This window comes from Pedobacter sp. MC2016-05, from assembly GCF_026239735.1.
Taxonomy (GTDB): domain Bacteria; phylum Bacteroidota; class Bacteroidia; order Sphingobacteriales; family Sphingobacteriaceae; genus Pedobacter.
The window spans coordinates 1-25,686 of record NZ_JAPIVT010000033.1 but is presented as its reverse complement, the minus strand read 5'-3'; the positions used below and the strand labels follow the sequence as shown (position 1 = coordinate 25,686).

General features: G+C 37.3%; 22 protein-coding genes. 4 read left to right on the top strand and 18 right to left on the bottom strand.

What is annotated here, in order from left to right:
* Window positions 1-62 precede the first annotated feature (62 nt).
* Both OQZ33_RS23610 and OQZ33_RS23605 read right to left on the bottom strand, forming a co-directional pair.
* The gene (locus OQZ33_RS23610; protein ID WP_265801996.1) at window positions 63-440 is read right to left on the bottom strand and encodes an aromatic amino acid lyase; all 378 of its coding nucleotides are present in this window, start codon (window positions 438-440) and stop codon (window positions 63-65) included.
* A complete protein-coding gene (locus tag OQZ33_RS23605; protein ID WP_265801994.1) occupies window positions 421-1,533 on the bottom strand; it encodes an HAL/PAL/TAL family ammonia-lyase in 1,113 nt (370 codons plus the stop codon). Before OQZ33_RS23605 ends, OQZ33_RS23610 begins: the two co-directional genes overlap by 20 nt.
* Window positions 1,534-1,623: 90 nt before the next feature.
* Between OQZ33_RS23605 and OQZ33_RS23600 the strand changes: the two genes are divergently transcribed.
* Window positions 1,624-2,610 carry an alpha/beta fold hydrolase gene (locus OQZ33_RS23600; protein WP_265801992.1) on the top strand — a complete coding sequence of 329 codons (987 nt, stop codon included), beginning with the start codon at window positions 1,624-1,626 and terminating at the stop codon, window positions 2,608-2,610.
* A 37-nt stretch (window positions 2,611-2,647) separates the two neighbouring features.
* On the opposite strand, the gene OQZ33_RS23595 is transcribed toward OQZ33_RS23600, so the two are convergent.
* The 3 genes from OQZ33_RS23595 to OQZ33_RS23585 are packed head-to-tail and all read right to left on the bottom strand — an operon-like array spanning window position 2,648 to window position 5,454.
* Window positions 2,648-3,562: a DUF6263 family protein gene (locus tag OQZ33_RS23595; protein WP_265801991.1), complete on the bottom strand. Its 915-nt coding sequence runs from the start codon at window positions 3,560-3,562 to the stop codon at window positions 2,648-2,650.
* A gap of 41 nt (window positions 3,563-3,603) precedes the next feature.
* Window positions 3,604-4,377: a zinc-dependent peptidase gene (locus OQZ33_RS23590; protein WP_265801990.1), complete on the bottom strand. Its 774-nt coding sequence runs from the start codon at window positions 4,375-4,377 to the stop codon at window positions 3,604-3,606.
* 51 nt (window positions 4,378-4,428) lie between these two features.
* Window positions 4,429-5,454, bottom strand: coding sequence for a Gfo/Idh/MocA family oxidoreductase (locus tag OQZ33_RS23585; RefSeq protein WP_265801989.1), 1,026 nt, complete (start codon window positions 5,452-5,454; stop codon window positions 4,429-4,431).
* 123 nt (window positions 5,455-5,577) lie between these two features.
* Here OQZ33_RS23585 and OQZ33_RS23580 point away from each other — a divergent pair, with 123 nt between their 5' ends.
* Window positions 5,578-5,922 carry a hypothetical protein gene (locus tag OQZ33_RS23580; protein WP_265801988.1) on the top strand — a complete coding sequence of 115 codons (345 nt, stop codon included), beginning with the start codon at window positions 5,578-5,580 and terminating at the stop codon, window positions 5,920-5,922.
* 82 nt (window positions 5,923-6,004) lie between these two features.
* Here the strand turns inward: OQZ33_RS23580 and OQZ33_RS23575 are convergent, their stop codons facing one another.
* From OQZ33_RS23575 to OQZ33_RS23555, 5 genes are all read right to left on the bottom strand, one after another.
* Entirely contained in the window at window positions 6,005-6,682 is a 678-nt protein-coding gene (locus OQZ33_RS23575) for an OmpA family protein (RefSeq protein ID WP_200926304.1), read from the bottom strand.
* Between the two features lie 175 nt (window positions 6,683-6,857).
* The gene (locus tag OQZ33_RS23570) at window positions 6,858-7,550 is read right to left on the bottom strand and encodes an ABC transporter ATP-binding protein (RefSeq protein ID WP_265801986.1); all 693 of its coding nucleotides are present in this window, start codon (window positions 7,548-7,550) and stop codon (window positions 6,858-6,860) included.
* Between the two features lie 2 nt (window positions 7,551-7,552).
* A complete protein-coding gene (locus OQZ33_RS23565) occupies window positions 7,553-9,025 on the bottom strand; it encodes a DUF5687 family protein (RefSeq protein ID WP_265801985.1) in 1,473 nt (490 codons plus the stop codon).
* Window positions 9,026-9,082: 57 nt separating this feature from the next.
* The gene (locus tag OQZ33_RS23560; protein ID WP_265801983.1) at window positions 9,083-10,363 is read right to left on the bottom strand and encodes a replication-associated recombination protein A; all 1,281 of its coding nucleotides are present in this window, start codon (window positions 10,361-10,363) and stop codon (window positions 9,083-9,085) included.
* Between the two features lie 174 nt (window positions 10,364-10,537).
* Window positions 10,538-11,845 carry an MFS transporter gene (locus tag OQZ33_RS23555; protein WP_265801982.1) on the bottom strand — a complete coding sequence of 436 codons (1,308 nt, stop codon included), beginning with the start codon at window positions 11,843-11,845 and terminating at the stop codon, window positions 10,538-10,540.
* Window positions 11,846-12,004: 159 nt separating this feature from the next.
* Here OQZ33_RS23555 and OQZ33_RS23550 point away from each other — a divergent pair, with 159 nt between their 5' ends.
* Window positions 12,005-12,736, top strand: coding sequence for a class I SAM-dependent methyltransferase (locus tag OQZ33_RS23550; RefSeq protein ID WP_265801980.1), 732 nt, complete (start codon window positions 12,005-12,007; stop codon window positions 12,734-12,736).
* 98 nt (window positions 12,737-12,834) lie between these two features.
* On the opposite strand, the gene OQZ33_RS23545 is transcribed toward OQZ33_RS23550, so the two are convergent.
* From OQZ33_RS23545 to OQZ33_RS23520, 6 genes are all read right to left on the bottom strand, one after another.
* The gene (locus OQZ33_RS23545; protein WP_056848203.1) at window positions 12,835-13,821 is read right to left on the bottom strand and encodes a pyruvate dehydrogenase complex E1 component subunit beta; all 987 of its coding nucleotides are present in this window, start codon (window positions 13,819-13,821) and stop codon (window positions 12,835-12,837) included.
* 218 nt (window positions 13,822-14,039) lie between these two features.
* Complete coding sequence (locus OQZ33_RS23540; protein ID WP_265801978.1) at window positions 14,040-14,633, bottom strand: GNAT family N-acetyltransferase; 594 nt, start codon at window positions 14,631-14,633, stop codon at window positions 14,040-14,042.
* Window positions 14,634-14,824: 191 nt separating this feature from the next.
* The gene (locus tag OQZ33_RS23535; protein ID WP_265801977.1) at window positions 14,825-17,746 is read right to left on the bottom strand and encodes a PD-(D/E)XK nuclease family protein; all 2,922 of its coding nucleotides are present in this window, start codon (window positions 17,744-17,746) and stop codon (window positions 14,825-14,827) included.
* 3 nt (window positions 17,747-17,749) lie between these two features.
* Window positions 17,750-21,013, bottom strand: a complete 3,264-nt coding sequence (locus OQZ33_RS23530; protein ID WP_265801976.1) for a UvrD-helicase domain-containing protein — start codon at window positions 21,011-21,013, stop codon at window positions 17,750-17,752.
* Window positions 21,014-21,125: 112 nt separating this feature from the next.
* Window positions 21,126-21,920, bottom strand: coding sequence for a tRNA threonylcarbamoyladenosine dehydratase (locus OQZ33_RS23525; protein WP_265801975.1), 795 nt, complete (start codon window positions 21,918-21,920; stop codon window positions 21,126-21,128).
* A gap of 216 nt (window positions 21,921-22,136) precedes the next feature.
* Window positions 22,137-22,793, bottom strand: a complete 657-nt coding sequence (locus OQZ33_RS23520) for a TatD family hydrolase (RefSeq protein WP_265801974.1) — start codon at window positions 22,791-22,793, stop codon at window positions 22,137-22,139.
* Between the two features lie 109 nt (window positions 22,794-22,902).
* Here OQZ33_RS23520 and OQZ33_RS23515 point away from each other — a divergent pair, with 109 nt between their 5' ends.
* Window positions 22,903-23,436 carry a thioredoxin family protein gene (locus OQZ33_RS23515; RefSeq protein ID WP_265801973.1) on the top strand — a complete coding sequence of 178 codons (534 nt, stop codon included), beginning with the start codon at window positions 22,903-22,905 and terminating at the stop codon, window positions 23,434-23,436.
* An 89-nt stretch (window positions 23,437-23,525) separates the two neighbouring features.
* On the opposite strand, the gene OQZ33_RS23510 is transcribed toward OQZ33_RS23515, so the two are convergent.
* The gene (locus tag OQZ33_RS23510; protein ID WP_265801972.1) at window positions 23,526-23,735 is read right to left on the bottom strand and encodes a hypothetical protein; all 210 of its coding nucleotides are present in this window, start codon (window positions 23,733-23,735) and stop codon (window positions 23,526-23,528) included.
* A 79-nt stretch (window positions 23,736-23,814) separates the two neighbouring features.
* A complete protein-coding gene (hisS, locus tag OQZ33_RS23505) occupies window positions 23,815-25,206 on the bottom strand; it encodes a histidine--tRNA ligase (protein WP_265801971.1) in 1,392 nt (463 codons plus the stop codon).
* Window positions 25,207-25,686: the final 480 nt, after the last annotated feature.

The following is a 25,686-nucleotide window of genomic DNA, read 5'->3' as shown; positions in this document are numbered from 1 at the left end:
GACATATAAATAGCTTAAGTTAATAGCATTGGTGTCATCACCAACCGAAATCTAATTCTTATTCAAAATTGAACTGTATTCTTGATATCATCAGCTAGAATCCGGTCGGCATTATTAAAGCTAACCACTTTCCTGTACGCTGAAACCATATTTTCTATCGCCTTTGATGATTTTAATGGCTTACGTAAATCCAACGCCTGGGCGGTTCTAAGTAATTCAATAGCCAAAATATTTTCGAGGTTTTTTGCCACCCGATAACATTTTGTAGCGCCATTTGCGCCCATGCTTACATGGTCTTCCTGGCCATTGCTGCTCACAATACTATCTACAGAAGAAGGTGTACAAAGTTGTTTGTTTTCGCTTGCAATGGATGCTGCGGTATACTGGGCAATCATTAAACCGGAGTTCAATCCAGCATCTTCAATTAAAATGTGAGGCAAATTCCGTTGACCTGAAATAAGTTGGAAAAACCCTTCTTTCAGAAATGGAACCCAATTCGGCTAGGGCAATACAAAGGAAATCTAAACTCAGAGCTAACGGCTGGCCATGGAAATTCCCCGCCGATATAATTCGATCTTCATCTGGAAAAACATTTGGATTATCGGTTACCAAATTAATCTCCGTCTCAAAAACCGCCTTTACATAAGCAATTGCATCTTTGATGGCTCCATGTACCTGTGGTACACAGCGAAAAGAGTAGGGATCTTGCGTTTGTTTTCCCTCGCTTGCGATAAACTCACTCTCATTTAACAAATCTTTAATTTTCTTTGCGGTTTCCTGTTGCCCTTTATGGGGTCTAATCTCATGACTTAAATGATCAAAAGGCTCTATCCGGCAATCAAACGCATCTATCGAAATCGCTGCAATTGTATCTGCCCAATCGCTTAAGCGTTCAGTTTTCAATAAAATAGGAACACCATAGGCGCTCACAAACTGAGTTCCATTAATCAATGCCAGGCCTTCTTTTGGTTTCAGCGATAAAGGAAACCAATTCAGTTTTTGATAAAGATCGTTCGTTTTTAGCTTTTTACCTTGATGGTAAACTTCGCCTTCGCCAATTAAAGGCAACGCCAGATGGGCCAATGGAGCTAAATCTCCTGATGCACCCAAAGACCCCTGAGTGTAAACCAAGGGAAGAATATCATGATTGTAAAAATCGACTAAACGTTGTACAGTAGATAAGGCAATGGCCGAATAACCATAGCTTAGAGATTGAATCTTTAAAAGCAACATTAACTTTACAATCTCAGCAGGTACCTTATTTCCTGTGCCACAAGCGTGAGAGAGCAATAAGTTGTACTGCAATTTGGTAAGGTTTTCTTCTTCAACTTTAACATTCTGTAAATAGCCAAACCCTGTGTTAATACCATAAATTGGCTCTTGATGCTGCTTTAATTTATCGTCAAGGTAGTTTCTGCACTTATTAATACGAGAAATTGCATCATCACTCAAGGCAATCGACATTTTTTCTGAAGTGATATTTCTTAAAACATCCAGACTTAACGGCCTCTCCCTGATTCGAAAAACAGGCATGGTTTTTAATTTATTTGGTTGGTGAAAAGCATAAATAAGTATTAAATTAGGCGCATCCCCTTTTGATAATCGCCATAAATAATTATGAACATGAAGAAGTTTCTCCTTTTATTTGCCCTTTCACTTTCCACTATCACGTATTCGCAAGCACAAAAAATTGATACGTTGTCCATCACATTAGAGAATGTAAAGTATCCATATGCTGTTAAGTTTTTCCCTATATCAACTGAAGGTCAGGATGTAAAAATGGCGTATATGGACATTGCGCCAACCAAGACGGCAAACGGTAAAACCGCGATGCTATTTCACGGAAAAAACTTTGGTGGTTACTATTGGGGCAATGTAATCAAAGCTTTAACTGATATTGGCTATCGGGTTATAGTTCCAGATCAAATTGGGTTCGGCAAATCATCAAAACCGTTTATTCATTATAGTTTCCATCAAATGGCCACATGGAATAAAAAATTGTTGGATACTCTTGGCGTTCAGAAAACGGTGGTATTGGGGCACAGTATGGGGGGCATGTTAGCTACGCGTTTTGCATTGCTTTATCCAGATAGAACCGAAAAATTATTGCTCGAAAATCCAATTGGTTTAGAGGATTATAAAACCTTTGTGCCTTATGTAAATACAGCTCAGCAATATCAAACAGAACTAAAAACCACCGCAGAAAGCGTTCGGAAATATTATCAGAGTTCTTATTTTACTTATTGGAAACCTGAATATGAGTATTTGGTTAATGTTGCCGGTGGAGTTACTTTCAGCGCCGACTATCCGCGTTGGGCAAAGGTTGCGGCCATGACTTTCACTATGATTTACGAGCAGCCAGTAGTGTATGAGTTTCAAAATTTAAAAGTGCCAACCGTTTTATTTATTGGCAAGGAAGATAAAACGATCGTAGGTAAAGGGCTTTTAACTCCTGATCAACAGGTTTTGCATGGTCAGTATAAATTTTTGGGAAAGCAAACTGCCGCCAAGATTCCTGGGGCAAAACTGATAGAATTTGAGGCTTGCGGGCATATTCCGCACATTGAAATACCTACTGAATTTTTAGTGGCTTTAACTGGAAGTTTATAGGTGTGAAGTGATTAACGAATAACTTTTAGCGAAGATATTATGGGGTTGATATAGCATTTTTCTGCATTTCTTTACCTATCATTTTATTGATTCCCTGTAGCTCAAAATTGATCTTTTGCCCCATTGCAGACATTGTACCCGCTAACTCTATTCGTAAATGGCTCTTCAGAATTAAGCCGGTTTTCATGTCCAGTTCCACATCGCCGTTATTTGTGCCGGTCAAATCACTTTGCATTTTGTTCCCCATCGTTTCAAAATCACCCTTTGAGGTTAAACTGCCAGATATATTTAAATAAGCGACTTCATTTTTAACCTCTTTCAAAGTGTATTTTGTGATGGTTTCAATAGGCATGGTCATTTGCATTTTGGTGTCAACCGTCCAGCTTTCACCAATTTTTACAGGCTTTTCCGGATAAATTTTTAAGGATGATTCCATGGTTTGTTTCATGCCTTCAGAATTAAACTGTTTGGCCAATGAAATTTTTAAACTGCGAATCACCGATGAATCTTTTGACATTCTCGAAGTCATGTTGTTTAACATTGCATCGATTCCCGTTAGTGATTTTATACTGCCATTGGGCGCAATTTCCATTCTGAAAGATGCGCCTTTAATTCCTCTGAAGGGATTGACTTTTGTCGTATCTGGATCATTCGAATCCATCATTATCGTATTTCCCATTCCCGATGATTTCATGAATATGCGACTGTATACCACCTCAATATCCTTACTCATATTATCTCCATTGCGGATATCGAAAATATAGTCGGTACCAATATTTTGATTGAGATTTATTTTTTGCCCTGAAATTTCCTGATTGATGATCTGATCAGAAACCATTGAAAAGGTATACTTTTTACCTATCGGAAAATTTTGTTTCAGTACGTAGGTCTTTTGTGCGAATGCACTTAACGTCAGGCAGAAAAGGATAGAAAATATTTTGAAAGTCTCCATTGGTTACTTGATTTGTTTCTGCTAGATGCGAGGGTTGATAATTAGTTAGCAGGATGTTGTGCAAATATTCTGCTCAATTGCTGATATAAATCTGGGTGCTTTTCTTTCAACAAGTAAGGCTTTTCGAAAAAATATTCTGATACCACGGCGAAAAATTCTGCTTCATTTGTAATGGCATAAGGATTAATATCCGATTTATTATCTTCAATTCGTGCCATTTCCTCGTGCATCATTTTAATCCACGGAAGTGTATACTCGTGTGAAATCAAATTTTCGGGTACACCATCTGTTGCACCATCTGATTTATCTAAAAGGTGCACAAACTCATGAATTGCCGTATTTTCTTTACCGGCACTTTTCGAGAAACCTTGTCGCAGTGCCGACCGAGATAAAATCATTTGACCATTCATATAACCACTGCCAACCATGCCCATTATTTGCCGTTCTCCCCCTTCAAACTGGAAATCTTTGTCAAACGTATCAGGATATAACAATACCGTACTTAGGTTTTTATACTGCCAGTCTGCAAAGCCAAAAATGGGGATAACTGCACTCGATGCAATTAAAAGCTCATCTAAAGTGGTCATTTCCAAGCCAACCGGTTCAATTTTAACTGCGGCAAAAAACTCGGCTATCTTTTGCTCAAATCTCAGCTTATCTGTCGAATCCAGTTGATGATAGTAACCCACATAATCGTCTAGTATTTTTTTATCCGTATCAGTGAGCGGATCAATTTTAGGTTTCTTTTTTTTAAGAATCAGGTAAATGGCAATTAAAAATATAGGGATAAGGTAGGCAAATGGCAATGAATTCATATCTTATTAATCGACGATAATTTAGTGAATATTCGGGTGGTGATTATTATACTAACTTTCTAAAATCTCTAGCTGAGTTAATACATCCTCTCTGGTAACAGGATAATTTTCCTGGTTTGTTAAAGCAAGATATGCAGCTTCAAAAAGAGGTAAATAACTTCCTAATTCTGACGGAATAGTTTCTTCTGTTTTGTTTCCATCAGCGTCAATTGTAGTTAATAATCCTTCTTTTCCCGCTAATTCGATGCCGTAACCTTTATCAGTGAGTTTCATTCCAGCCAAAAGCTGCTCTTCCTGGATGTCGGCTCGTTGTTTTATGAAACTACCATTTACGCCATGTATAACGAAAGCCGCCTGCGGATCTACAACCAACATGCTCGAAGTAACAAATACAAAAACACTGTTGGGATAGCTAAGTTGAATGCTGAAATAATCATCAACTGCTGTGCCCACTCTATTTTTACCTAATATTTTATGGTAGCTAATTGGCTTTCCAAATAAGCTAACCACTTGATCTAAAAGATGGGGACCGAGATCGTAAATTAAGCCGCTTGCTTCTACTGCCTGTTCTTTAAAGGCTTTTGGCCCAATCACATTTCTATAGCGATCGTAACGAAGATGCATTTCGTTTAGTTTGCCAAGTTTACCACTTGCTAACACTTTTTTTACTGAGGTGAAATCGCTATCCCATCGGCGGTTTTGATAGAAAATAATTTGTTTACCTACTTTATCTGCCAATTGAAATAACTCTTCAGCTTGTGCAGATGTAGCTGTAAATGGCTTTTCCACTAAAATGTGCTTTCCTTTTAGAAGTGCTGCTTTAGCATGTTCGTAATGAAGGTTATTTGGTGTATTTACAACAACCAGTTCAATCTCGTCATCGTTCAATAACTCCTCAACACTGTTATAACTTATAATATTTGGATAATCGTTTATTGCATTTTTTTTGCTTCGCTCTACAATCGCTTTTAAATTGAATCCGTGGTGAGCATTTAAAAATGGTGCATGAAATACCTTGCCTGACATGCCATAGGCCAATAAACCTGCAGAAATTATTTTATTAGAATCTGTTTTCATAGGTTATAAATGTAATTAAAATAAGTTTTTATGCGGTATTTGTAGCGGTTAGAATTAAAGTTTTACTTTTCATCATCAAAGTTTCACTTTCAGCTTGATTCTTTTAAATCTATCTTTGCAGCTATGAAACCATCGGAGATTAATGCCAAATGGAAAATTTTACAGGAGCGGATTGCAAAGGAATTTGATTCAGATTTTCCTGATTTAAAAGTAATGCTTTTCTTAATTGGCGTGCAGGAGTTAGGAAAAGGACCAAAGAAATACAGCAAGCGGCAAAAAGAAGAATTGATGCATATTGCTACTTGCCGCCTTTTAAGTGAGATGGATTTTTATGAATTGGAAGGCGTTGACCAAGACGGTTGGCCGCATTGGAAGTTGATAAAGGCCATTCCACCTTATACGATGTTAGAGCAAGAAATGCTCATGAAATCATTGGTGATTGGTTATTTTGATGATATATATTCTTAACGAATGATAACAAAAAACCCCGATGTTTTAGCATCGGGGTTGGATATATAATGACCTCATAGGTAGAGGGAATATGCAGATATTATCCTTGAGATTTTGCTGTGTTTTTCAATGCATCATTTGCAACGATTACAATTTCAACACGACGGTTAGCTGCACGACCAGCATCAGTTTCATTATCTGCTATTGGTTCTGCAAAACCTTTACCAATGGTTACTAATCTCGAAGCAGGAACACCCTGAGAAACTGCATAAGCTTTAACCGCTGCTGCTCTTCTTTCTGATAATCCCATGTTATATTGTTCTGTACCACGACTATCAGTATGGCCAATTACTTTAATATCAGTATCAGGATATTGATTTAAAGAAGCTGCTAAACTTTGAACATTGGTTTTTGCTGCATCTTTCAAAGCTGTTTTATCAAAATCAAATAAAATACCGCTATCAAACTTTACAATAATACCTTCACCTTCGCGGATTACTTCGGCGTTTGGAATTGCTTTTTGAATTTCAGCAGCCTGTCTGTCCATCCTGCGACCAATAAAAGCCCCTGCTGTACCACCAATAGCGCCACCGATTAATGCACCAACAGCTGTATTACCAGCTTTTTTACCAATTAAGGCACCTACTACACCACCTGCAGCAGCACCTATACCAGCACCTTTTTGTGTTTTGGTTAAACTATCACAACTTTGGAATGCCATCGAACCCACTGCTAACCCTATACTTAATGTTGCTATTTTTACTTTTGAAATACTCATAATAATCTAGATTTATAATTCTACAACTCGTATTCAAACACGATGCCAAAAAATAACCCAATCCTATTTTAATTGAATTCTAATGTTTTAGCACCTGTTAAAATATTATCATGTATAAAAAAAGAGCTATGTTAAACCATAGCCCTTCTTATCTGTATCATTCTTAGTACAAAATCTAAGCGGAGAAGTAACTCTCCAATTCTTTTAGGGTGTTTTCATCCGTTTTAAAATCTTTGATCACTTTACCTTTTTCTACCAAAATGATCCGACTACACACATCTGTAACATGGTTTAAATCATGACTAGAAATAAAAGTAGTCATGTTCCCAGGGTAAGTTTTCAAAAGCTGTTTCAACCTGATCTGAGTAGTTGGATCGAGGTTAGCGAAAGGTTCATCCAATATCAGCAGTTCAGGTTTCTGCATCAATGCAGCTGCTATACCTACCTTATTTTGATTTCCTTTACTAAAATCGCGGATATACTTTCCACTATTCAAAATTTCTCCGTTAAAAAAATCTGCATACTGCGTTAAATAGGCTCCAACATCCGCTACACTTAAGTTATTTAAGCTTCCTATGAACGTGAAATATTCTTCAGGGGTTAAATAGTCTATTAAAAAACCCTCATCTAAAAATGATGCGGTATAATTTTTCCAATCATCACCGTTTGCCACGTTTTTATCTTTAGATAAAACTTCACCTTCCGTTGGGCGAATTAAATCTAAAATCATTCGGAAGAACGTCGTTTTTCCAGCGCCGTTATTGCCGACTAAACCAATGGTTTCGCCAGCTCTAATTTGTACATGATCAATGTTTACAACTGTTTTATCGCCATAAACTTTCTTTAATTTTTTTACCTCTAGTATCATAATTATTCTCTAAAGCCTTCGGCTATTTTATAACGTTGTTTTTCAAATTTTGCAGTAATCAGGTTAACCCAGAAACCCCTCATCAAAAGCATCAATACTCCAAAGGTGCCTATCGTAAATAATCCCCAATAGGGAAGATCTAATAAGCTAAAGGGTAAATACATCAACATGGGTGTTAAGGCATACGGAAACATGAGTAACCATTGTGTGGCTCCTGTACCTTGATAATTAAAGCTTGCAGCTTTGGTAATATCTATTCGTTTATAATTGAATGTGGCTAAATAAAGTACTATTACGGTACCAAAACCGATGTTATACAGGTAACAAACTAAATGCATCACTACCAGTTTCCAGCTCATGAAGCCATAAAATGTGGAGAGTAAGCTGATGATGGTAGAGCCGATAGTGAAAAGCAAAAACTTTGCTTTTATAAAATTTTTAAAATTTATTTTGTTGCTCAACAATCCATCAAAATGTGAACTTTGCCAGGCAAACATAAATTGCCCGTAAATAATGATGGATACACCCGTCATGAAAATCCCTGCAAACATCATCTTACCAAACGAATCGGTGTCAATTAGCTTTTGTCTATAGAAAAAGAATCCATAGAGCAGAAAAAATAAGCCAAGGATCACCGATGAACGTGAGCGTTTGTGGCGCAAAATAAGTTTTAATTCCAGGGCCGCTAACTCTCCTACTTTGCCGAAACGATTTAAGAAGGCATAGTCAGTACTCACTTTTCTCTCTTGCTTGGTTCCTAATTCTTCGACGTATAAGTTCTTTAATAAGAAGTCAGAATTAAGTTTAAAAACCGCGAAAGCAAGTATGGTGAATGCGAAACCCAAGTATGGGCGTTCGCCAATTGCCCTGAAAACCGTATCGGAAACACTAATTAGTGAGATGATTTTGAAATACTCTAAAGCACCGAAAATAGCAATCAATATAAAGCCGCCCAAAGTGTAAAGCACATTGGTAATTGATTTTCTTTTGATATAGAGAATTAAATAGTTGTTGAAAACGGTAATTGAAAGTATGGCTACTGCATACATTACGGCAGCAAAAGCTCCATATTCATCAATTATTTCTGTAAAGATGAAAGGGAAAAATAGAAAAATCGGCCAGAGATTAAAAGCTGAAAAAAGTGCTTTAATATTCAAAAAACCAATTATTTTATACTTCGTGACTTTTAAATGCAAATAAGGAATAATGCTTAAGGTAGGGAGTTCTTGTAGCTGCAAACGCATTACGAAGTCAAAAGCGAAATAATACAGGATTATTCCATTAAAACTGGTCAGGATATTTACGCCTTTAAAAACTTTAGGCAGGAAGATATTCATTCCAAAACCAATTCCAACGGCAACAGCCAGGAAATACAGCATGAAAAATCCCAGTAAAATTTGAGTGGCGATACTACCGCCACGATTTCTGGATCGCCAAAAGGATTTCCTTTGATGGCTCAAAAAAGTACTCAGCATATATAAGTTTAGTATTAGTTTCTATCTATTAGTTGACATTTTCCTTCAAATGTTACACTAATAATTGTATTTGTCTTTCCAGTTTTGTTTCAGCTTTTCCCGAAGCTTTTCTTCTGCCGGGTTTTTCCCTGGGTCGTAAAGTTTTGTTCCGCTTAATTCGTCCGGAAAATATTCTTGTGGCTCAAAATTCCCTTCATAACCATGCGAATATTTATAGTCTTTTCCATAACCAATGTTCTTCATCAGCTTGGTTGGTGCATTGCGAATGTGTAGCGGAACAGGCAGGTTTCCGGTTTGCTTTACGAGTGCTTGTGCATGGTTTATGGCTTCATAAGATGCATTGCTTTTAGCCGAACTGGCCAAATAGGTTACGCATTGCGATAAGATAATTCTGGCTTCGGGATAGCCGATTACGTTTACCGCGGTAAAGCAATTATTGGCCAGGAGCAGAGCATTTGGATTGGCATTTCCAATATCTTCTGAAGAAAGAATTAACAATCTTCTGGCAATAAAGAGCGGATCTTCACCACCCTCAATCATTCTCGCCAGCCAGTAAACTGCTGCATTTGGATCGCTACCACGAATCGATTTGATAAACGCTGAAATGATATCATAGTGTTGTTCACCTGCCTTATCATACAAAGCTAAATTTTGCTGTGCATGCGCCAAAACATTTTCATTTGTTAAGGTTATTTTATCGCCGCCGATACCGTTAATGGCAATTTCCAAAACATTTAAAAGCTTTCTGGCGTCGCCACCACTTAAGCGAATTAAGGCTTCGTGCTCTTTAATAGCAATTTTCTTTTCACTAAGAATGCTATCTTTTTTAATGGCCGTTTGCAATAAACCAGCAAGCTCTTCTTCAGTTAAGGATTTTAAAATATAGACTTGGCAACGGGAAAGCAAAGCGGAAATCACTTCAAATGATGGGTTTTCTGTGGTGGCGCCGATTAGCGTTACCAAACCGCGTTCTACAGCGCCCAGCAGGCTATCTTGCTGCGATTTGCTAAACCGATGGATTTCATCTATGAATAAAATGGGCAAACCCAAAAAACTGTCTTTTAAGGCTGCGGCTTTATCAATCACCTCTCTTATGTCTTTAACGCCACTATTAATAGCACTGAGGTTAAAAAACGGTCGATCTAAAGCTTGAGAAATGATATAAGCTAAAGTGGTTTTGCCGACTCCGGGAGGTCCCCAAAAAATCATCGATGGCAATTGACTGCTTTCAATCGCTTTGCGCAAAACCGCACCTGTACCCACCAAATGTTTTTGCCCTACATATTCATCGAGGTTTTGAGGGCGCATTCTTTCGGCTAAAGGGGCTTGATTCTGCATAATTGTAAATATATAAAATTTGATTATTTTGGAAACGGATTCTTACTAACAACTGGTTGGCATTTAGCCGAAAGCGAACTAACCTTTATATTTTATTTCCGCAATATAATTAATGAACTATCTAGATGGCTACGGGTGAAAATATTTGTTTAATCGCGAAATTCTGCCATTAGCTTACTCCTCTATTTTTGAATGATGCTTGGTATCTTTCATGGTTGTATACAAAATCAATGAAATTAAAATACAACCCGTAACATACCAATAGAAGTAATTTTCGTGGCCGATATTTTTAAACCAAAGTGCAAAATACTCGGCTGTACCGCCAAAGATGGCTACGGTTAAAGCATATGGAAGTCCCACGCCCAAAGCTCTAATCTCTGCCGGGAATAGTTCAGCCTTTACGACCGCATTTATACTGGTATATCCACTCACAATGATCAAAGCAGCAATCATTAATAAAAAGATAATGGTTGTGTTGGTTTCGCTGGCTAAACCAGTTAAAATAGGAACAGTACAAAGAGAACCTAAAATGCCAAAACCAATTAATAATGGTTTCCTGCCAATTATATCAGATAATAAGCCAAACAATGGTTGCAATATAGCAAACACCAAAAGCGAAATAAATGATAGCGTTGTGGAAGTTTCTTTGCTTAAATGAACAGTATTAACTAAGAATTTTTGCATGTATGTACTGAAAGTATAAAAGGCAATTGTTCCACCCAGGGTTAAACCAACAACCGTAAATAGTTCTTTCGGATATTTCATCAGCACAGCAATTCCACCTTTTTTTTCTTCTTTATCTTTGCTTTTAAAAGCTGAAGTTTCGGCAACATGTCGTCTTAAATAAAGTGCGATAAAGGAAAGTATAGCACCAATGAAAAATGGTATTCGCCAGCCCCAATTATGGAGTTGTTGTGGAGTAAGCAACCAGTTTTGCAAAATTAATTGGATACCCAAAGCCAGTAACTGACCGCCAATAAGGGTTACATATTGAAAGCTCGAATAAAAACCACGGTGTTTTTTTGAAGCCATTTCACTTAAGTATGTAGCAGAGGTTCCGTATTCTCCGCCCGTACTTAAACCTTGAATTAGTCTTGCAAAAACCAACAGCAATGGTGCTAAAATTCCAATTTGCTTATAGCCTGGTGTCAAACCAATAATTAAGGAGCCAATTGCCATGATGAAAACCGATAATGCCATAGAGGTTTTTCGGCCTTTTTTATCGGCAATGCTACCAAATAACCACCCACCGATTGGTCGCATTAAAAAGCCTACTGCAAAAATTCCAGCTGTATTTAGGAGTTGAGCAGTAGGATTTCTGTTTGGGAAAAATACGGGAGAAAAATATAACGCAAATGCAGAATAAGTATACCAGTCGTACCACTCTACTAAATTGCCTACAGAGCCACCGAAGATAGATTTTAACCTGTATTTAACGTCATTCATCTCTTCTGAAGGAAAATCATTTCTGGATTTATTCATAATCTTAAAGTGAAAAAATGATTGTTTTTTGAACAAACGGGTTAAACACTAATTGGTAAGTTTTGTTTAATTTGTAAGATAGTTTTAGAATAATTCATTTGCAAGAAAGTATTCAAAAATTAAGTCACAAATTTCTAGCACACACTTATTAAATTAAGCATGAAAGATAACTTTTCTACACAGTCTGCTGAGTATGCCATCTATCGACCAACATATCCACAAGAGCTGTATGATTACCTTTTCAATTTGGTGGACAACAAAGATGCCGCATGGGATTGCGCAACAGGAAATGGACAGGTTTCCAGGGTTTTAGCACAACATTTTAAGTCAGTATATGCGACTGATATTAGTGAGCAACAGCTGCATCAGGCGCTTAAAATGCCAAATATTGTTTACGATGTAGCGCCTGCTGAGAAAATAAATGTTCCTGATCAAAGTTTTGACCTCATAACGGTAGCGCAGGCAATCCATTGGTTTAATTTTGAAGCATTTTATTCTGAAGTAAAACGAACACTTAAGCCCAATGGCTTACTGGCCGTAATTGGTTACGGGATCATGTTTATCGATAAAAAAGTTGATAAAGCCATCCATAAGCTTTACGAAGATATTTTAGGGAAATATTGGGATAGTGAACGGAGATATATTGAGGAAGGATATAAAACCATTCCATTTCCTTTTGAAGAAATTATTGCACCGCATTTTCAAATTAAAACCAAATGGACTTTCAATCAGATGATTGGCTATTTGAATACCTGGTCATCTCTTCAACATTACAAGAAGGCAAATGATAGAAATCCTTTAGAATATATGTTTACGGAACTAAAAGAGGCTTGGGGAGACGATGCCACCAAAGACGTGCATTTCCCGATATTATTGAGGGTAGGGAGATGAGCATCAAGCTAAAATCGATTGAAAAAAAATCCTCCAAAAGTAATTTGGAGGATTTTATATTTTTACTCTTCGGCTACGCCCAGACTGACATTTTTAAATTATTTTGTAGCGTACATTACTTCTTTAACCGCTTTAACAACTCTATCTGCATTTGGTAAGCTAGCGGCAATTAAAGTTGGCGAGTATGGAAGTGGAACATCAGCGCAAGTAATACGTAAAACTGGCGCATCTAAATAATCGAAAGCTTTTTTCTGAACCATGAAAGCAATTTCACCTGAAAGTGATGCCAATGGCCAAGCTTCTTCTACCACTACTAAACGGTTGGTTTTCTTAACAGATTCGATAATCGTGTCGTAATCGATTGGGCGAACAGTACGTAAATCAATTACTTCTACATTGATTCCCTCTTTGGTTAATTCCTCTACTGCTGGATTAACTACACGGGTTAACATTTTACCGAAAGTTACGATAGTTACATCTGTACCTTGTTTAGTTACATTTGCTTTACCGAATTCGATATAATATTCTTCTGCAGGAACGTCACCTTTATCACCATACATTACTTCCGATTCCATGAAAATAACTGGATCCGGATCGATGATTGCTTGTTTTAATAAACCTTTTGCATCATAAGGAGTTGATGGAACAACAACTTTTAAACCTGGAGTATTTGCAAACCAGTTTTCGAAGTTTTGAGAGTGTTGTGCACCTAATTGACCTGCGTTACCTGTTGGACCGCGGAAGACCATTGGGCATGAGAACTGACCACCACTCATTGATAAAATTTTAGCAGCACCGTTGATAATTTGATCGATAGCTACTAATGAGAAGTTGAAAGTCATGAACTCCACAATTGGAATGAGGCCTGCTGTTGCAGCACCAGTTGCAATACCTGCGAAACCAAGTTCGGCAATCGGGGTATCGATAATACGTTTTGCACCAAATTCATCAAGCATTCCCTGACTTACTTTGTACGCTCCGTTATATTCTGCTACTTCTTCACCTAATAAAAAAACGCGGTCATCTTTGCGCATTTCTTCTTGCATGGCTTCACGTAGTGCTTCTCTAAATTGGATTTCTCTCATTGTAAATTTTAATAACAGTGGCAAATATAATTATTAATCGTTACCAAACCAAAGGGAATTAAACCTGTATTTTGTAATAATTATGGTTGATAATGATGATTTTTAAGGCTTTTTAAATAGGGTTTATACGTATGTTTACTTTTAGCTAAAATATTATTTTGTAATGCTTCAACGAAGCTTGTGTTTGTATCAGGATTTTGGTTTTTCTCGAAACTTCTCTATCTGCTTCTGTAATTTCGTTGTATTGATAAAGTTTTGTGATTCGGATTTAGCAATCCGTAAATCTCACTATCTAAAAACTGGCCTCTGAAATAAAAATCTTGTTTGAAGTGAGCCTCTTTAACGAAACCATGCTTGATAAGCATTTGCCTGGAAGCATCGTTTTCTACATTGATATTTGCTTTAATTGTGTGCAAATTGATGTCTTCAAAGCCAAAATCAATTGTTCTTTTCAGCGCTTCGGATATTATTCCTTTTCTCCAGTAGTTGGGGTGCAGCATATAACCGATTTCTGCCCTGTGGTTGGCAAAATCAGTTCTCCAATATCCAATAGAGCCAATCATTTGGTCAGGATTTTCTTTTAATGCAATTACCCAAGCCAAATTATCACCATTTTCGAAAGCTTGATTTAATGTGGTGATGAATGTTTGAATGTCTAATAAATCTTGAGGTCTTTCTCGGTCGATGTATTTCATTACCGTTTCATTGGTCCGCATGGCGAATAAAGTTTCCGCGTCAGATAACGAATGTTCGCGAAGAATTAATCGTTCGGTTTCGAGTATTGGAAATTTGGTGAAGTTGAGGGTAAGCATTTTTAAATTTAAGCGTTAAACTACAAAGGATGCAAAATATTTAAAAAAATGATCGTCATTGCGAGGCACTAAGCAATCCTAATGCTGTGGGTTTATTAGCGAACGTTTGAAGATTGCTTCGTACCTCTCAATGACGATGAGGCTATGGATTTTTGCTTTAGACTTTCTTCTTTAGTCTTTAAACTTTTCTTTTACCTCCCAAAAAGTGTTGTATAAATAGAATAAACATAGTTTCCCGAATTCTGACTCGCCCTGAAAGGAATACTATAATCGAATAATTCTTTCAGCTTCGTCCTCAATGCATTTAAAAAGGCTTGTTTTTCTGATGCGAGAAATTCGTTTCGTAACAGGCCGCCTTTGCCAGTAAAATGGATTCCATCTTTACTCATACTTTTCACTACATAAAGGTTAGGTTCCACATTTTCATTCTTCGATATTTGCTCGTACACATAAGTATAAAAGAGCGTTTGAATAAGCGCTTTGTTAATGTTGCCACAATCCGTATCGAAACATTCTTCTATGGAAGAATACTTTAGTTTATCACCTCCCGTTTTATAATCCACAATTCTATAGCCGCCATTTTTCAAATCAACGCGATCGATAATGCCGTAAAGCTTAATGTGTTGGTTTTTGCCATTCGCTTCAAAGCTAAATTCGACGTTGCCCTTTTGCTCTAAGCCAATTAAAGTAAATGGTGCATCTTCGGTATCCTGTTTTAAAATAATACTGATATACTCGTTTACAATAGCGAAAACAATTTTCTCCATCCCATTTAATTTAATCGTTTTGGCTAGTCGTTTTACATGGGTCAAGCGGATCTCTTTTGGTTCTTTTTTATCGCCGTATAAAGAATCGGCAAAGCCTTCAATAATTAGTTCTGGAATATCTTTTCGCTTATCTTTAATTCTTTCTACAGTAATTTCTGGCGATATTATGCGCAGCTGTTCATAAAATTGCTCCATGGCATAATGCAGAATTAAACCAACTTTATAGGCTTCTACCGTTTCTTCAACTTCCTTTGGCTCTTCAATTCCTGCTACGTATTTATAAAAGAAATCGATTGGATTGGAGATATAGGTGGTTAAGGCTGATGCTGACAGGTATTTTTGTCCCGAAAGGTATTTATTTAAAACTTCCTGAACCTTTTCCGATTTTAAAACAACCTCCTCACGTTTAAGTTCCGTTTTAACAGCAAGCTGAAGTTCCTGGTGATTGAAATTAAATCCGCTTTCATACTCCAGCTGCTTAATAAATCTGGAAGGTTCACCGCTATTACTTTCATCAGTTAAACTGTTATAAACAAAATCTAAATTTTGCGCCCGTTGAATTAAACGATAAAACATGTAAGCGGAAATGGCGTCTTGATTTTCAAGCACTGGTAAACCATAAACCCTTCTTAAGCTATCAGGAATAAAGGTTGTCGAGGTAGAAGCTTGCGGAACAATCCCCTCATTTAAGCCTAATATGATTACCCGATCGAAATTTAGGTTTCTACTTTCCAGTAAGCCCATAATTTGAATTCCACTCAGGGGATCTCCCTCCAAGGGAACTGCAATTTCTGCCAACGATTTTTGGATCAGAGAAAGCACAAAACTAAGCTCTATTTCCTTGTTGTACTTATCGATATGGTGCTGTAAAGTATCCTGCAAACGGTTGAGTTCCTGAATGGTTTTTCCAAACAATTCGGCATCAATCTTCTTCAAACTTTTGCTTGCAAGCTCACGATGTAAAACATAATCCAGTAGCTCATTTAATATAGTTACTGTGTTAGCTGTAGAATCTATAGGTTCGAAAAACTTCGCTAACAAACCGCCTTGTCTCGTTAGGCGCTGATATGGAACTTCTGCAAGTTGCTCCTTAATTAATGCATCGATAATTTTCGGACGCATAATTTCACTAATTCCAGTTAACGGATGAGATAAAAAAGCCTCAGCAGTTTGATATTTAATCGTTTTTTTTGCACTCAACTCAGATTGAACCGTTAACCATAAATCGGTCAGACCATACAATGAAGAATTCGCCAGGCCAAAACCCATGGTGATATTTACATCTACTTTTTTATCCTCAATAGTTGATGGAATGGTTTGCATTAAGGGAATTAGCAAGCTCTCGTCTGCCAAAATAATCGCTGTAGAAGTTATGGCTTGATTATTTAAAATCAGTTCTTTTTCTTTGGCCAGCAATTCTGTTACAATTTTTGCCTGTGCCGTTTGCCCTTGCACTTTAAACACATTTACCGCTCTTGTAGATGTTTTGATGAAGCTGGTTTCATTTAATAATTGGTTGATCAGGCCTATCTGCTTTAAGTTTCGTCTTAAAAACAATCCCGATTCCTGCATCTCATCTTCCAGGTAATAACTATCCGTATCGAAATAAAAGATCGCTTTATCCTCATCCTGCCAGCGTTTAAATGCCTTAGCTTCGGCTTTGCTTAGTGCATTGAACCCAATAAACACTAGCTTTTTTCCAGTGTATTTAGCAGTAAAATCGATTTCGTTTGTACCCTCGCCGATGTTTTTATACAAGCGGGCCATGGTAATAAAATCTTTGGTTTTCAGCTGTTGATGGAATTCATTGTACAATAGAGGCATTCGATGCCACATCCGGATAAATAGCTCTTGCTGTTTTTTAAATTTTCCTTCGGAGTAAGATTCCCAGAACTGCGATAAAAAGGCTTTTTGCTCTGCCGTTAAGAAATCGAACTGCTGGTTAATCACCGCAATATCTTCCAGTTCTGTAAACAGCCTGTTCGCATCAACTAAATCATTATCAATCTGACTAAAATCGCCTAAAATAATTCGGGCAATGTTATGAAATTTTGCAATAGAGGGCAGTTTTTCAATTCCTTCATTCTTTAAAAGCTGAATGTAGCAGTCGTAGAGGGTGAAAAACTGAGTATAATGATCGGCGATTTTTAGAGATGTTGCTTCGGCAAAAAATTCAGAAACAGTATAAAATGACGGACTCCAAAACGGTTTCTGATAAATGTCGGCAAGGTGCTTTTGTAAATAAGCTGTTGGGCGCTTATTGTTAAATACAATGGCACAATTTTGCAAATTTTCACCAAACTTAGCTACTAAATCTTTGGCTACATCTTGTAAAAATGGGTTCATATTTTAAACAGCTTTTAGTTTGCCCAAGGTGGCGTAAAACAAATACGGTTTAACATCCTGGTAGCCCATAGCCTCTATTAAGTTTTTGTAATTGGTAATTTGAGCAATATGACTTTGGCTTTCCTCAGCTGTAAATTTATAGTCGATAATACAAACTTTTTCTCCATTTAACACCAGCTTATCTGGCCGATAGGTTTTACCGTCAATGCCAATTATTGATTTTTCATTGATTTGATTGGCGTTCTGGCTTAGCAATGCGCTCAACTCTGGATGGGCCAACACCGACGATGTCTGTTTAATATAATCATCCTTCTCCTCTTCGAGTATCAATCCCACCAGAATCAATTTCTCAACGATGTCTACAATTTCATCAGCTTTATTTACTTCAGCCAGAATTAAGTGCAGGTTGCTCCCTTTCTTGCCAGATTTGGTAATATTATCTATGTATCGTTGTGGCCGGTTCTCGCTTTCTTCGTATACATCTTCCAATCTATCGGTAGTAGGATAGGCGGTTAAATTCAGCGCTTTTAAACTCTCCATACCATCGCCTTTGGTTGAAAAGGTGCCAATTGCGATTTCATCAGTATGTTCAAAATCTTCTTCGTAAGCGCTAAAAACAGCATCGCCAATGTGGCTTAGTGAAGGTTTCTTCTTGCCTGAAAAAGAAATGTATAGATAATCTTTAGCCCTTGTAGTAGCCACGTAAAGGCTATTTAAGGCATCCATATAATTCATCAAAAGTTCTTCCAAATAGTATTTAGCTACGGATGAACCTTTTAAGCTACTCGTAAATTGAAGCGGAACACTTTGCAAATCGACGTAAGGCGTTCCCTCCATCGGTACCCAAAAAGCGTTGTTAGCTTTTCCACCTAACGGCCACTCGCAGAAAGGAATAAATACCGCTCTAAAAGCCAAGCCTTTCGATTTATGGATGGTCATCACCTGGATGGCGTTTGCAGTTTCGGGCGAGGGTAGGTTTTTGTTGTGCCCTTCTTCTTCCCACCAATCTAAAAATGAGGAGATGCCTTTTTCGCCCTGTCGGGATGCTTTATTGGTTAAATCCCTAAATGCTAACAGATAAGGTAAAAAAGGGTTTATTCCGTTTTTTTGATAGGTGTCTAACTGGAAAGCCTTGATTATTTTCTCTATTAGTTCCGAAACGGGAAGTGCCATCCAACTTTTATAATTCAGACAAAAATCGGCAGGCAAAACATGTTGCAGGTTTTCCATCGAGGTATCCTTCAGTCCAAAATAATGATCGCCATTAATGGGTTTTTCATGCAGTTGGGCATATAAGGCAATACAATTTGCTTTATACAAAGCAGAATTAGCCGGACTAACAACTAATAATTTCAGCAAGTTAATGATAAGTTTGATCGCCGTACTATTTGCAATTTTTAAGGCTTCTCCAGATATCACATCCAGGCCAGCGTCCATCAGTGCGTTTACCACTTCTGTTGCTTCTGCATTTGACCGCACCAAAATCCCTATTTCGCGTTGCTGATAACCTTTTTCGTTCAATAAAACTTTAACTTCATTAAGCATTTCTGCCAATGAGGCTTGCTTTTTATTTTCTGGTTCTACATCGGTAACAATGGTTTCTACAATTCCATCAGGGTTGGCTTTTGGTTTATCGAATTCAATTTTTTTGATTTTGATAACGCCGCCTTTGGTAGTTTTAGGATGCGTATTCTGCTCAACGCCCTTATAAATATTAGTGATAATTTGATTGTATTGATTAGATGGGTGGTTCCAGAAACCGTTTAGCAAATCATCCTCAGGCGGAATTTCACCATTGATTTTACCTTGTAAGAGCACCGCCAGTTTTTGGTAAAGCTGGTTGTTAAAGTTGATAATTTCTTCGGTACTGCGGTAATTTTCTAAAAGTTTATCTTCGAAAACGTTATGGTCTTGCAAATTTGACTTGGCTTTTTGATGCAACAATTTATAGTCGCCATCTCGCCAGCGATAGATAGATTGCTTCGCATCTCCCACAATTAAATGGTCATGGAGTTTTCCGTTGTGGGTAGAAACAGCATTATCAACAAGCGGGAAAAAACTATCCCATTGGTTACTGGAAGTATCCTGAAACTCGTCGAAGAGAAAATTTCGGTACCGGTTTCCCATTTTCTCCCAAATAAAGGATGGGTTTTCGCCAGCATCCTGCGCTATTCCATTTAGCAACTTTTGCGCATCGCTGATCAAAAGGGTTTCATTTTCTTCCCGATATTGGGTAAGTAAAACCGCTATTTCTTGCATTAAGCGTAAAAAATATCCATTTCTGATAAATGCCTTAGCTAAAGTATAGTCGCCAATTCCTGTACCGTAGATGTTTGCAATTTGATGTAAAATCGGGTTGATATCACTGTAAAGTTCGTTTGATTTTCCTTTCGGAAACCAATTTTCTTCATCATCTGTTAGCTTTAGCACTTTCTCCACATCAGCAAAGTTGCCCGTCATAATGCTTCGAAACTTTAATAAGGGTGAACGACTTTTGCCCTTAAAATCATCAGCTGAAAAACCGCTGACTTCAATAATTCCGAGCGCAGTTTCAGCAAGATCTACTAAATCAGTTTCAAATTTTTTAATCAGATTTTTAGAGAAATCGATGTATTTTTTAAAAACAATATCGGTGTTTTCAGTGCCAAAACTATTTACAGCCACTTCAAAAGATGAAAACTTATCTTTAAAAACTTCGCTTACCAGATTTAATAGCTCTGCATTATAATTCCATGATTTGTTGTTACTTATCCTGTCTAATGCCAATTCTACTACCCACTGCAATAAATTATCTTTCTCATCAAGCAATTTTTCCAGTTTTGCAGTCAGTTCTTTTTTTACCTTTTCGGTGTTCATTTCCAAACTGTAGCCACTTTCCAGGCCCAATTCAAAAGCAAAACCACGAATTACTTTTTGTACAAAACCATCAATTGTACTCACCGAAAAACGACTGTAATCATGGAGGATTTTTCTATAAATAGCGTCGGCTTTCAACTTTAAGCTTTCTGTGTTCAGATCTGGATGCGATGCCAGAACTAACACACGGTAGTCTTCGATCTTTCTTGATGTATCGCCTTTGGCAAAACCCAGCAATACCTCTAAAATACGCGTTTTCATTTCTTCAGTAGCCTTATTAGTAAAGGTTACAGCTAAAATTTCGCGGTATTTATTGTCGCCAGAAAAAAGTAAAGTAAGATAATGTGCGGTTAAACTGAACGTTTTACCTGAACCTGCGGCAGCTTGAAGAATTTTTACGGGTTGTGGCATGAAGTGATCTTGTTTCGGAATTTTAAACTTACAACAATTTAAAATTTTCCAGAAATGAGAATATCAACAATCACATCAAAACCTATTGTCTGTTCTACATTAGAAAACAGATCTAAGAAATTTTCTTTTTCTTTTTGGCCAAAACTTTACGACTAATCCTTGCTGGCCGCTCCGCCATTTCTATTGAAAGCCCTAGTAAATCTCTAATCACCACCGATGCACAAGCACCGCCAAATGCAGCAGGAAGATAGGAAACGGTGCCATAAGCAGAACGCTTAAAATTACTTCCATCGGTCATAATCATTGAATTTTTGTCCATTTCTTCGGTAGAAAAAACGGCCTTAATTTTCTCTGCGCCAACCAATTTGTTTAATCTTTTACGAACGTAACTGGCAAAAACACATTGGTAAGTGTCAGGAAGCATCGTAATGCTCAATTTAGTGGGGTCCATTTTGCCGCCAGCACCCATTGAACTTACAATGGGAATATTTTTTTCCAACGCAGTAGAAAGCAAGGTGATTTTCGGCATCACGCTATCAATGCAATCCATGATGTAATCAAATTTCGACTCTAAAATTTCACGACATTTTTCCGGCGTGAGAAATGTATTTATAACATGTAATTTCAACTCGGGATTGATTGCAAATAAACGCTCTTGCATAATTGCCGCCTTACTCACGCCATGATTGGTGGCCAGAGCAGGCAACTGCCGATTACGATTGGTAGGGTCAACCACGTCGCCGTCAACAATCGTCATTTCGCCAATACCAGAGCGGCAAATGAATTCTGCTGCAAAAGAACCAACGCCTCCCAGGCCGATTACTAATACGTGTTGCGATTGTAATTTATCGATTCCATCATTGCCAAGTAAAAGGGCAGAGCGAGAAAGCCAGCTTGTATCAGACATTTTGCTTAATTTTTTACCACAGATAAAAAGGATGAACACAGATATTAAATTTTTAATCTGTATTGCAAATCTGCAATTAATTTTTTTTTATTGCCACGGAAACACTGATTAACACGGATTTTTCTTTGAGTTTATGCTTCCGTGGCTGATTATTTTTAAAACACTTAAAAAAAAGAACACTATAATCAGTGTTTATCTGTGTCCATCCGTGGTTAATTAAAACAAGTTCAACTTTTTCCAGTCCACAAAAATACGTGCTTTCAATTCATCAACAGAACATTTTTTCAAATTTGCTACTGCTTCATAAATTGCTTCAATTGGAGTTTCAGCATCATCAGTTTCCAAAAAAAAGTTGTCCGTTTCTTGAATCAGCTTTTGTACACCCGAATTTTTCTGTAAAATCGCTGAGCCAAAAGAGAGGAGAAATCCTTTAGAGATTAGCTGTTTCCCCACCTCGGCCTTCTTGTTAAAACCATGAATAATCATTGGAATTTTCACATTCAAGCGGCTTTTAATTTCGATCAATTCTGAAATGGCTTTTACGCAGTGCAAAATAAGTGGTTTATTTAGTACCTCTGCAAGAGCTATCTGACTTTCTAAAATAATAATTTGAGCCGGCAGGGTTTCACCCTTCAATTTATCTAAACCGCATTCGCCGATTAATTTCACGTTTTTCTGCCTGGCCAAAACACTTAAATATTTCATTTGGATTTCGAGCTTTTCTAACGTTGCATACCATGGGTGCAAGCCAATAGAAATCGGCTTAGTTTTAGGCATCGCCAGGAAAATATCGCTAGTAAGTGAAAGACTTTGAATGCTGTTTACACCTTTAGTCTGCGATGCTTTGTGCGTATGTAAGTCTAAAAAATCCATTATTTTAACAAAGATATACAATTGAAAAATGTATTCCTTCTGTAAAGAATCTGCTGGTAGTCTATTAATCTGGTCGACTTTATTATTTTTACATTATTATAATGACATCATGAAAAAATTACTAATCATATTAACTGCTGTATTTATTTCGAGTGCGGCATTTAGTCAGGCGAAAAAAGAAGGCGTTCATATTTACAACCCTGAGGCAAATGCTTTGGCCGACCTAAAAGCTGCCACTGAAAAGGCTGCAAAAGCAAATAAACATGTTTTGGTACAAGTTGGCGGAAATTGGTGCAGCTGGTGTATCGCTTTTCATAACCTGGTTGATACAACTGCAGTTTTAAAACAAACCATCAACGACAATTATGAATATGTTTTAGTAAACTGGGATAAAGATCACCATAACGATGAGGCGATGAAATACTTGGGATTTCCTAATCGATTCGGTTTTCCAGTTTTTGTGGTTTTGGATGGCAAAGGAAAAGTGCTTCATATCGAAAACTCATCATACCTGGAAACCGACGAAATTGGTGCTAATGGAAAGAAAAAAGTAGGACATGATGTAAAGAAAATCACCTCCTTTTTAAAGGGATGGACGGTTGCTGCAGTTAATCCAGAAACCTATAAACCGAAAGCAAAATAAAATAGAAGGTAAGCCGGGGAGTAGAACTCACGTTAAAATAAAAAGCCGCAGATTTGCAGATTTAAATCTGAAAATCTGCGGCTTTCTTTTTAGTCATCCAAGTCATCTTCGTCCTTTAAGTCATCTACGTTTAATTCGTATGATGATCTCGATGCTTCATCTGCTTGTTCCAATAAGTCTTTGTCGTGTTCTATATTGGAATCGTCGCCATCTAATTCATTGATGTTTTCTGTATCGTCCTCTCTGCGTAAAGCATCGTTCGGATCGTTCGAATAATCTTCGTCTTCTGGGTCTATCATAATTTTTGAGTTTTATAAATAGATAATGATCTGGACTAGAAAATTGTTTTAACTTTTTGAGTTTCGAAAATATTATTACTTATTTAAGTAAATCTAAGATACTCAGCACTGTCAGTTTTTTCTGCTCACCGCTTTGCATGTCCTTTAGTGTCAACTCGCCGCTTGCGATTTCATCGCCACCAATTAAAATTACATAGGGAATATTTTTGGCATCAGCATAGGCCATTTGCTTTTTAAGCTTTGCTGATGTAGGATAAAGCTCGGTTGCAATTCCTGCATTTCGGAACTGTTGTAAAATTGGCAAGACAAACTTTTCTGCTTCAGCATCGAAATTACTGATTAAGACCTTTGTTCCAATTTCTGCTGATGCAGGGAAAAGATTCAGTTCTTCCAAAACATCGTAAATTCTGTCTGCACCGAAAGAAACGCCAACTCCAGTTAAATCTTTCAGCCCGAACATGCCAGTTAAATCATCGTATCTCCCACCACCGCCGATGCTGCCCATGGCAACTTCGTTGGTTTTTACTTCGAAAATACAACCAGTGTAGTAGTTTAATCCACGAGCCAAAGTGATATCTAACTCAAGTTTCGCGGTAAGTGGTAAAGCATAAGAAATTAAGCTTTCTACATAATCAAAAACTTGTTCGATTTCTGCAATGCCTTTCAAGCCAGTTTCTGATGTTGCTAAAAATTCTTTTAGAGTTGATAATTTCTCTTCGTTAGTGCCTTCTAACAAGATAACCGGACGAAGTTTTTCCAAATCATCCTCTGTAAAACCACGTTCTAGTAACTCTTTACTTACACCATCTAAACCAATTTTATCCAGTTTATCAATGGCGACAGTCATATCAACAATCAAATCAGGTTTACCTATAATCTCTGCGATGCCTGATAGAATTTTTCTATTATTAATTTTTATGGTAAAATCTTTCAATCCTAGTTTAGCCAGAGCTTCATTGTAAATCAGGATGAATTCTGCCTCGTTTAATAAGCTTTCTGAACCCACAACGTCTACATCGCATTGGTAAAATTCGCGATATCTTCCCTTTTGCGGTCTGTCGGCTCTCCATACGGGTTGCACCTGGAAACGTTTGAAGGGTAACGTAAGCTCGTGTTGGTGCATCACTACATAACGAGCGAATGGAACGGTTAAGTCGTAGCGGAGCGCTTTTTCGGAGATTAATGGTATCAATTGATTACTGTTGTCATCCTGAGCAAAGTCGAATGATTTCTTCTTTGCATCTTTTAAATATTCTCCGCTATTCAGAATTTTAAAGATCAATTTGTCACCTTCATCGCCATATTTTCCGGTTAAGGTAGATAAGTTTTCAAAACTTGGTGTTTGAATTTCTGCGTAACCATATTTCCTGAAAACCGATTTTATGGTATCGTAAATAAAGTTGCGTTTCACCATTTCAACAGGCGTAAAATCGCGAGTGCCTTTTGCTAATGAGGGTTTAATAACTGACATAGCCGCAAAAGTACAAAAATGTAAGGTGTAAACCTTGCAGGTTTTCAAAACCTGCAAGGTTTGTATACAAGGTTTATTAACTTCGGATATGTTCTATTGGCAAGAACTAGAGTATTCGTCATTGCGAGGCACGGTTTATCCCGATTTTTTGGGGAAACAATCTTAATACACTAGCTATGATTTAATTTTTATTACAGAGATTGCTCCGCTTCGGTCGAAATGACGGCAGTGGTTTTAGCGGAAAGATGAAAAAAAAATACCCTTTAACTGTTATTCTTGTTTACAAGATAAACGATTAACCAAACGATTAATCCTATTGGTACCATTAATAAAATGCAAACGACAAGAAGTTAATGATTTCTGAAGTTCCCAACATTGCTGCATAAGCAAAGTTTATTAAGCAAACTAAACTGAAAGTTAGATAGAGCGATTTTAGCGTTTTCATACTTTAAATATAATGAAAATTTCGCTATCGGCTGA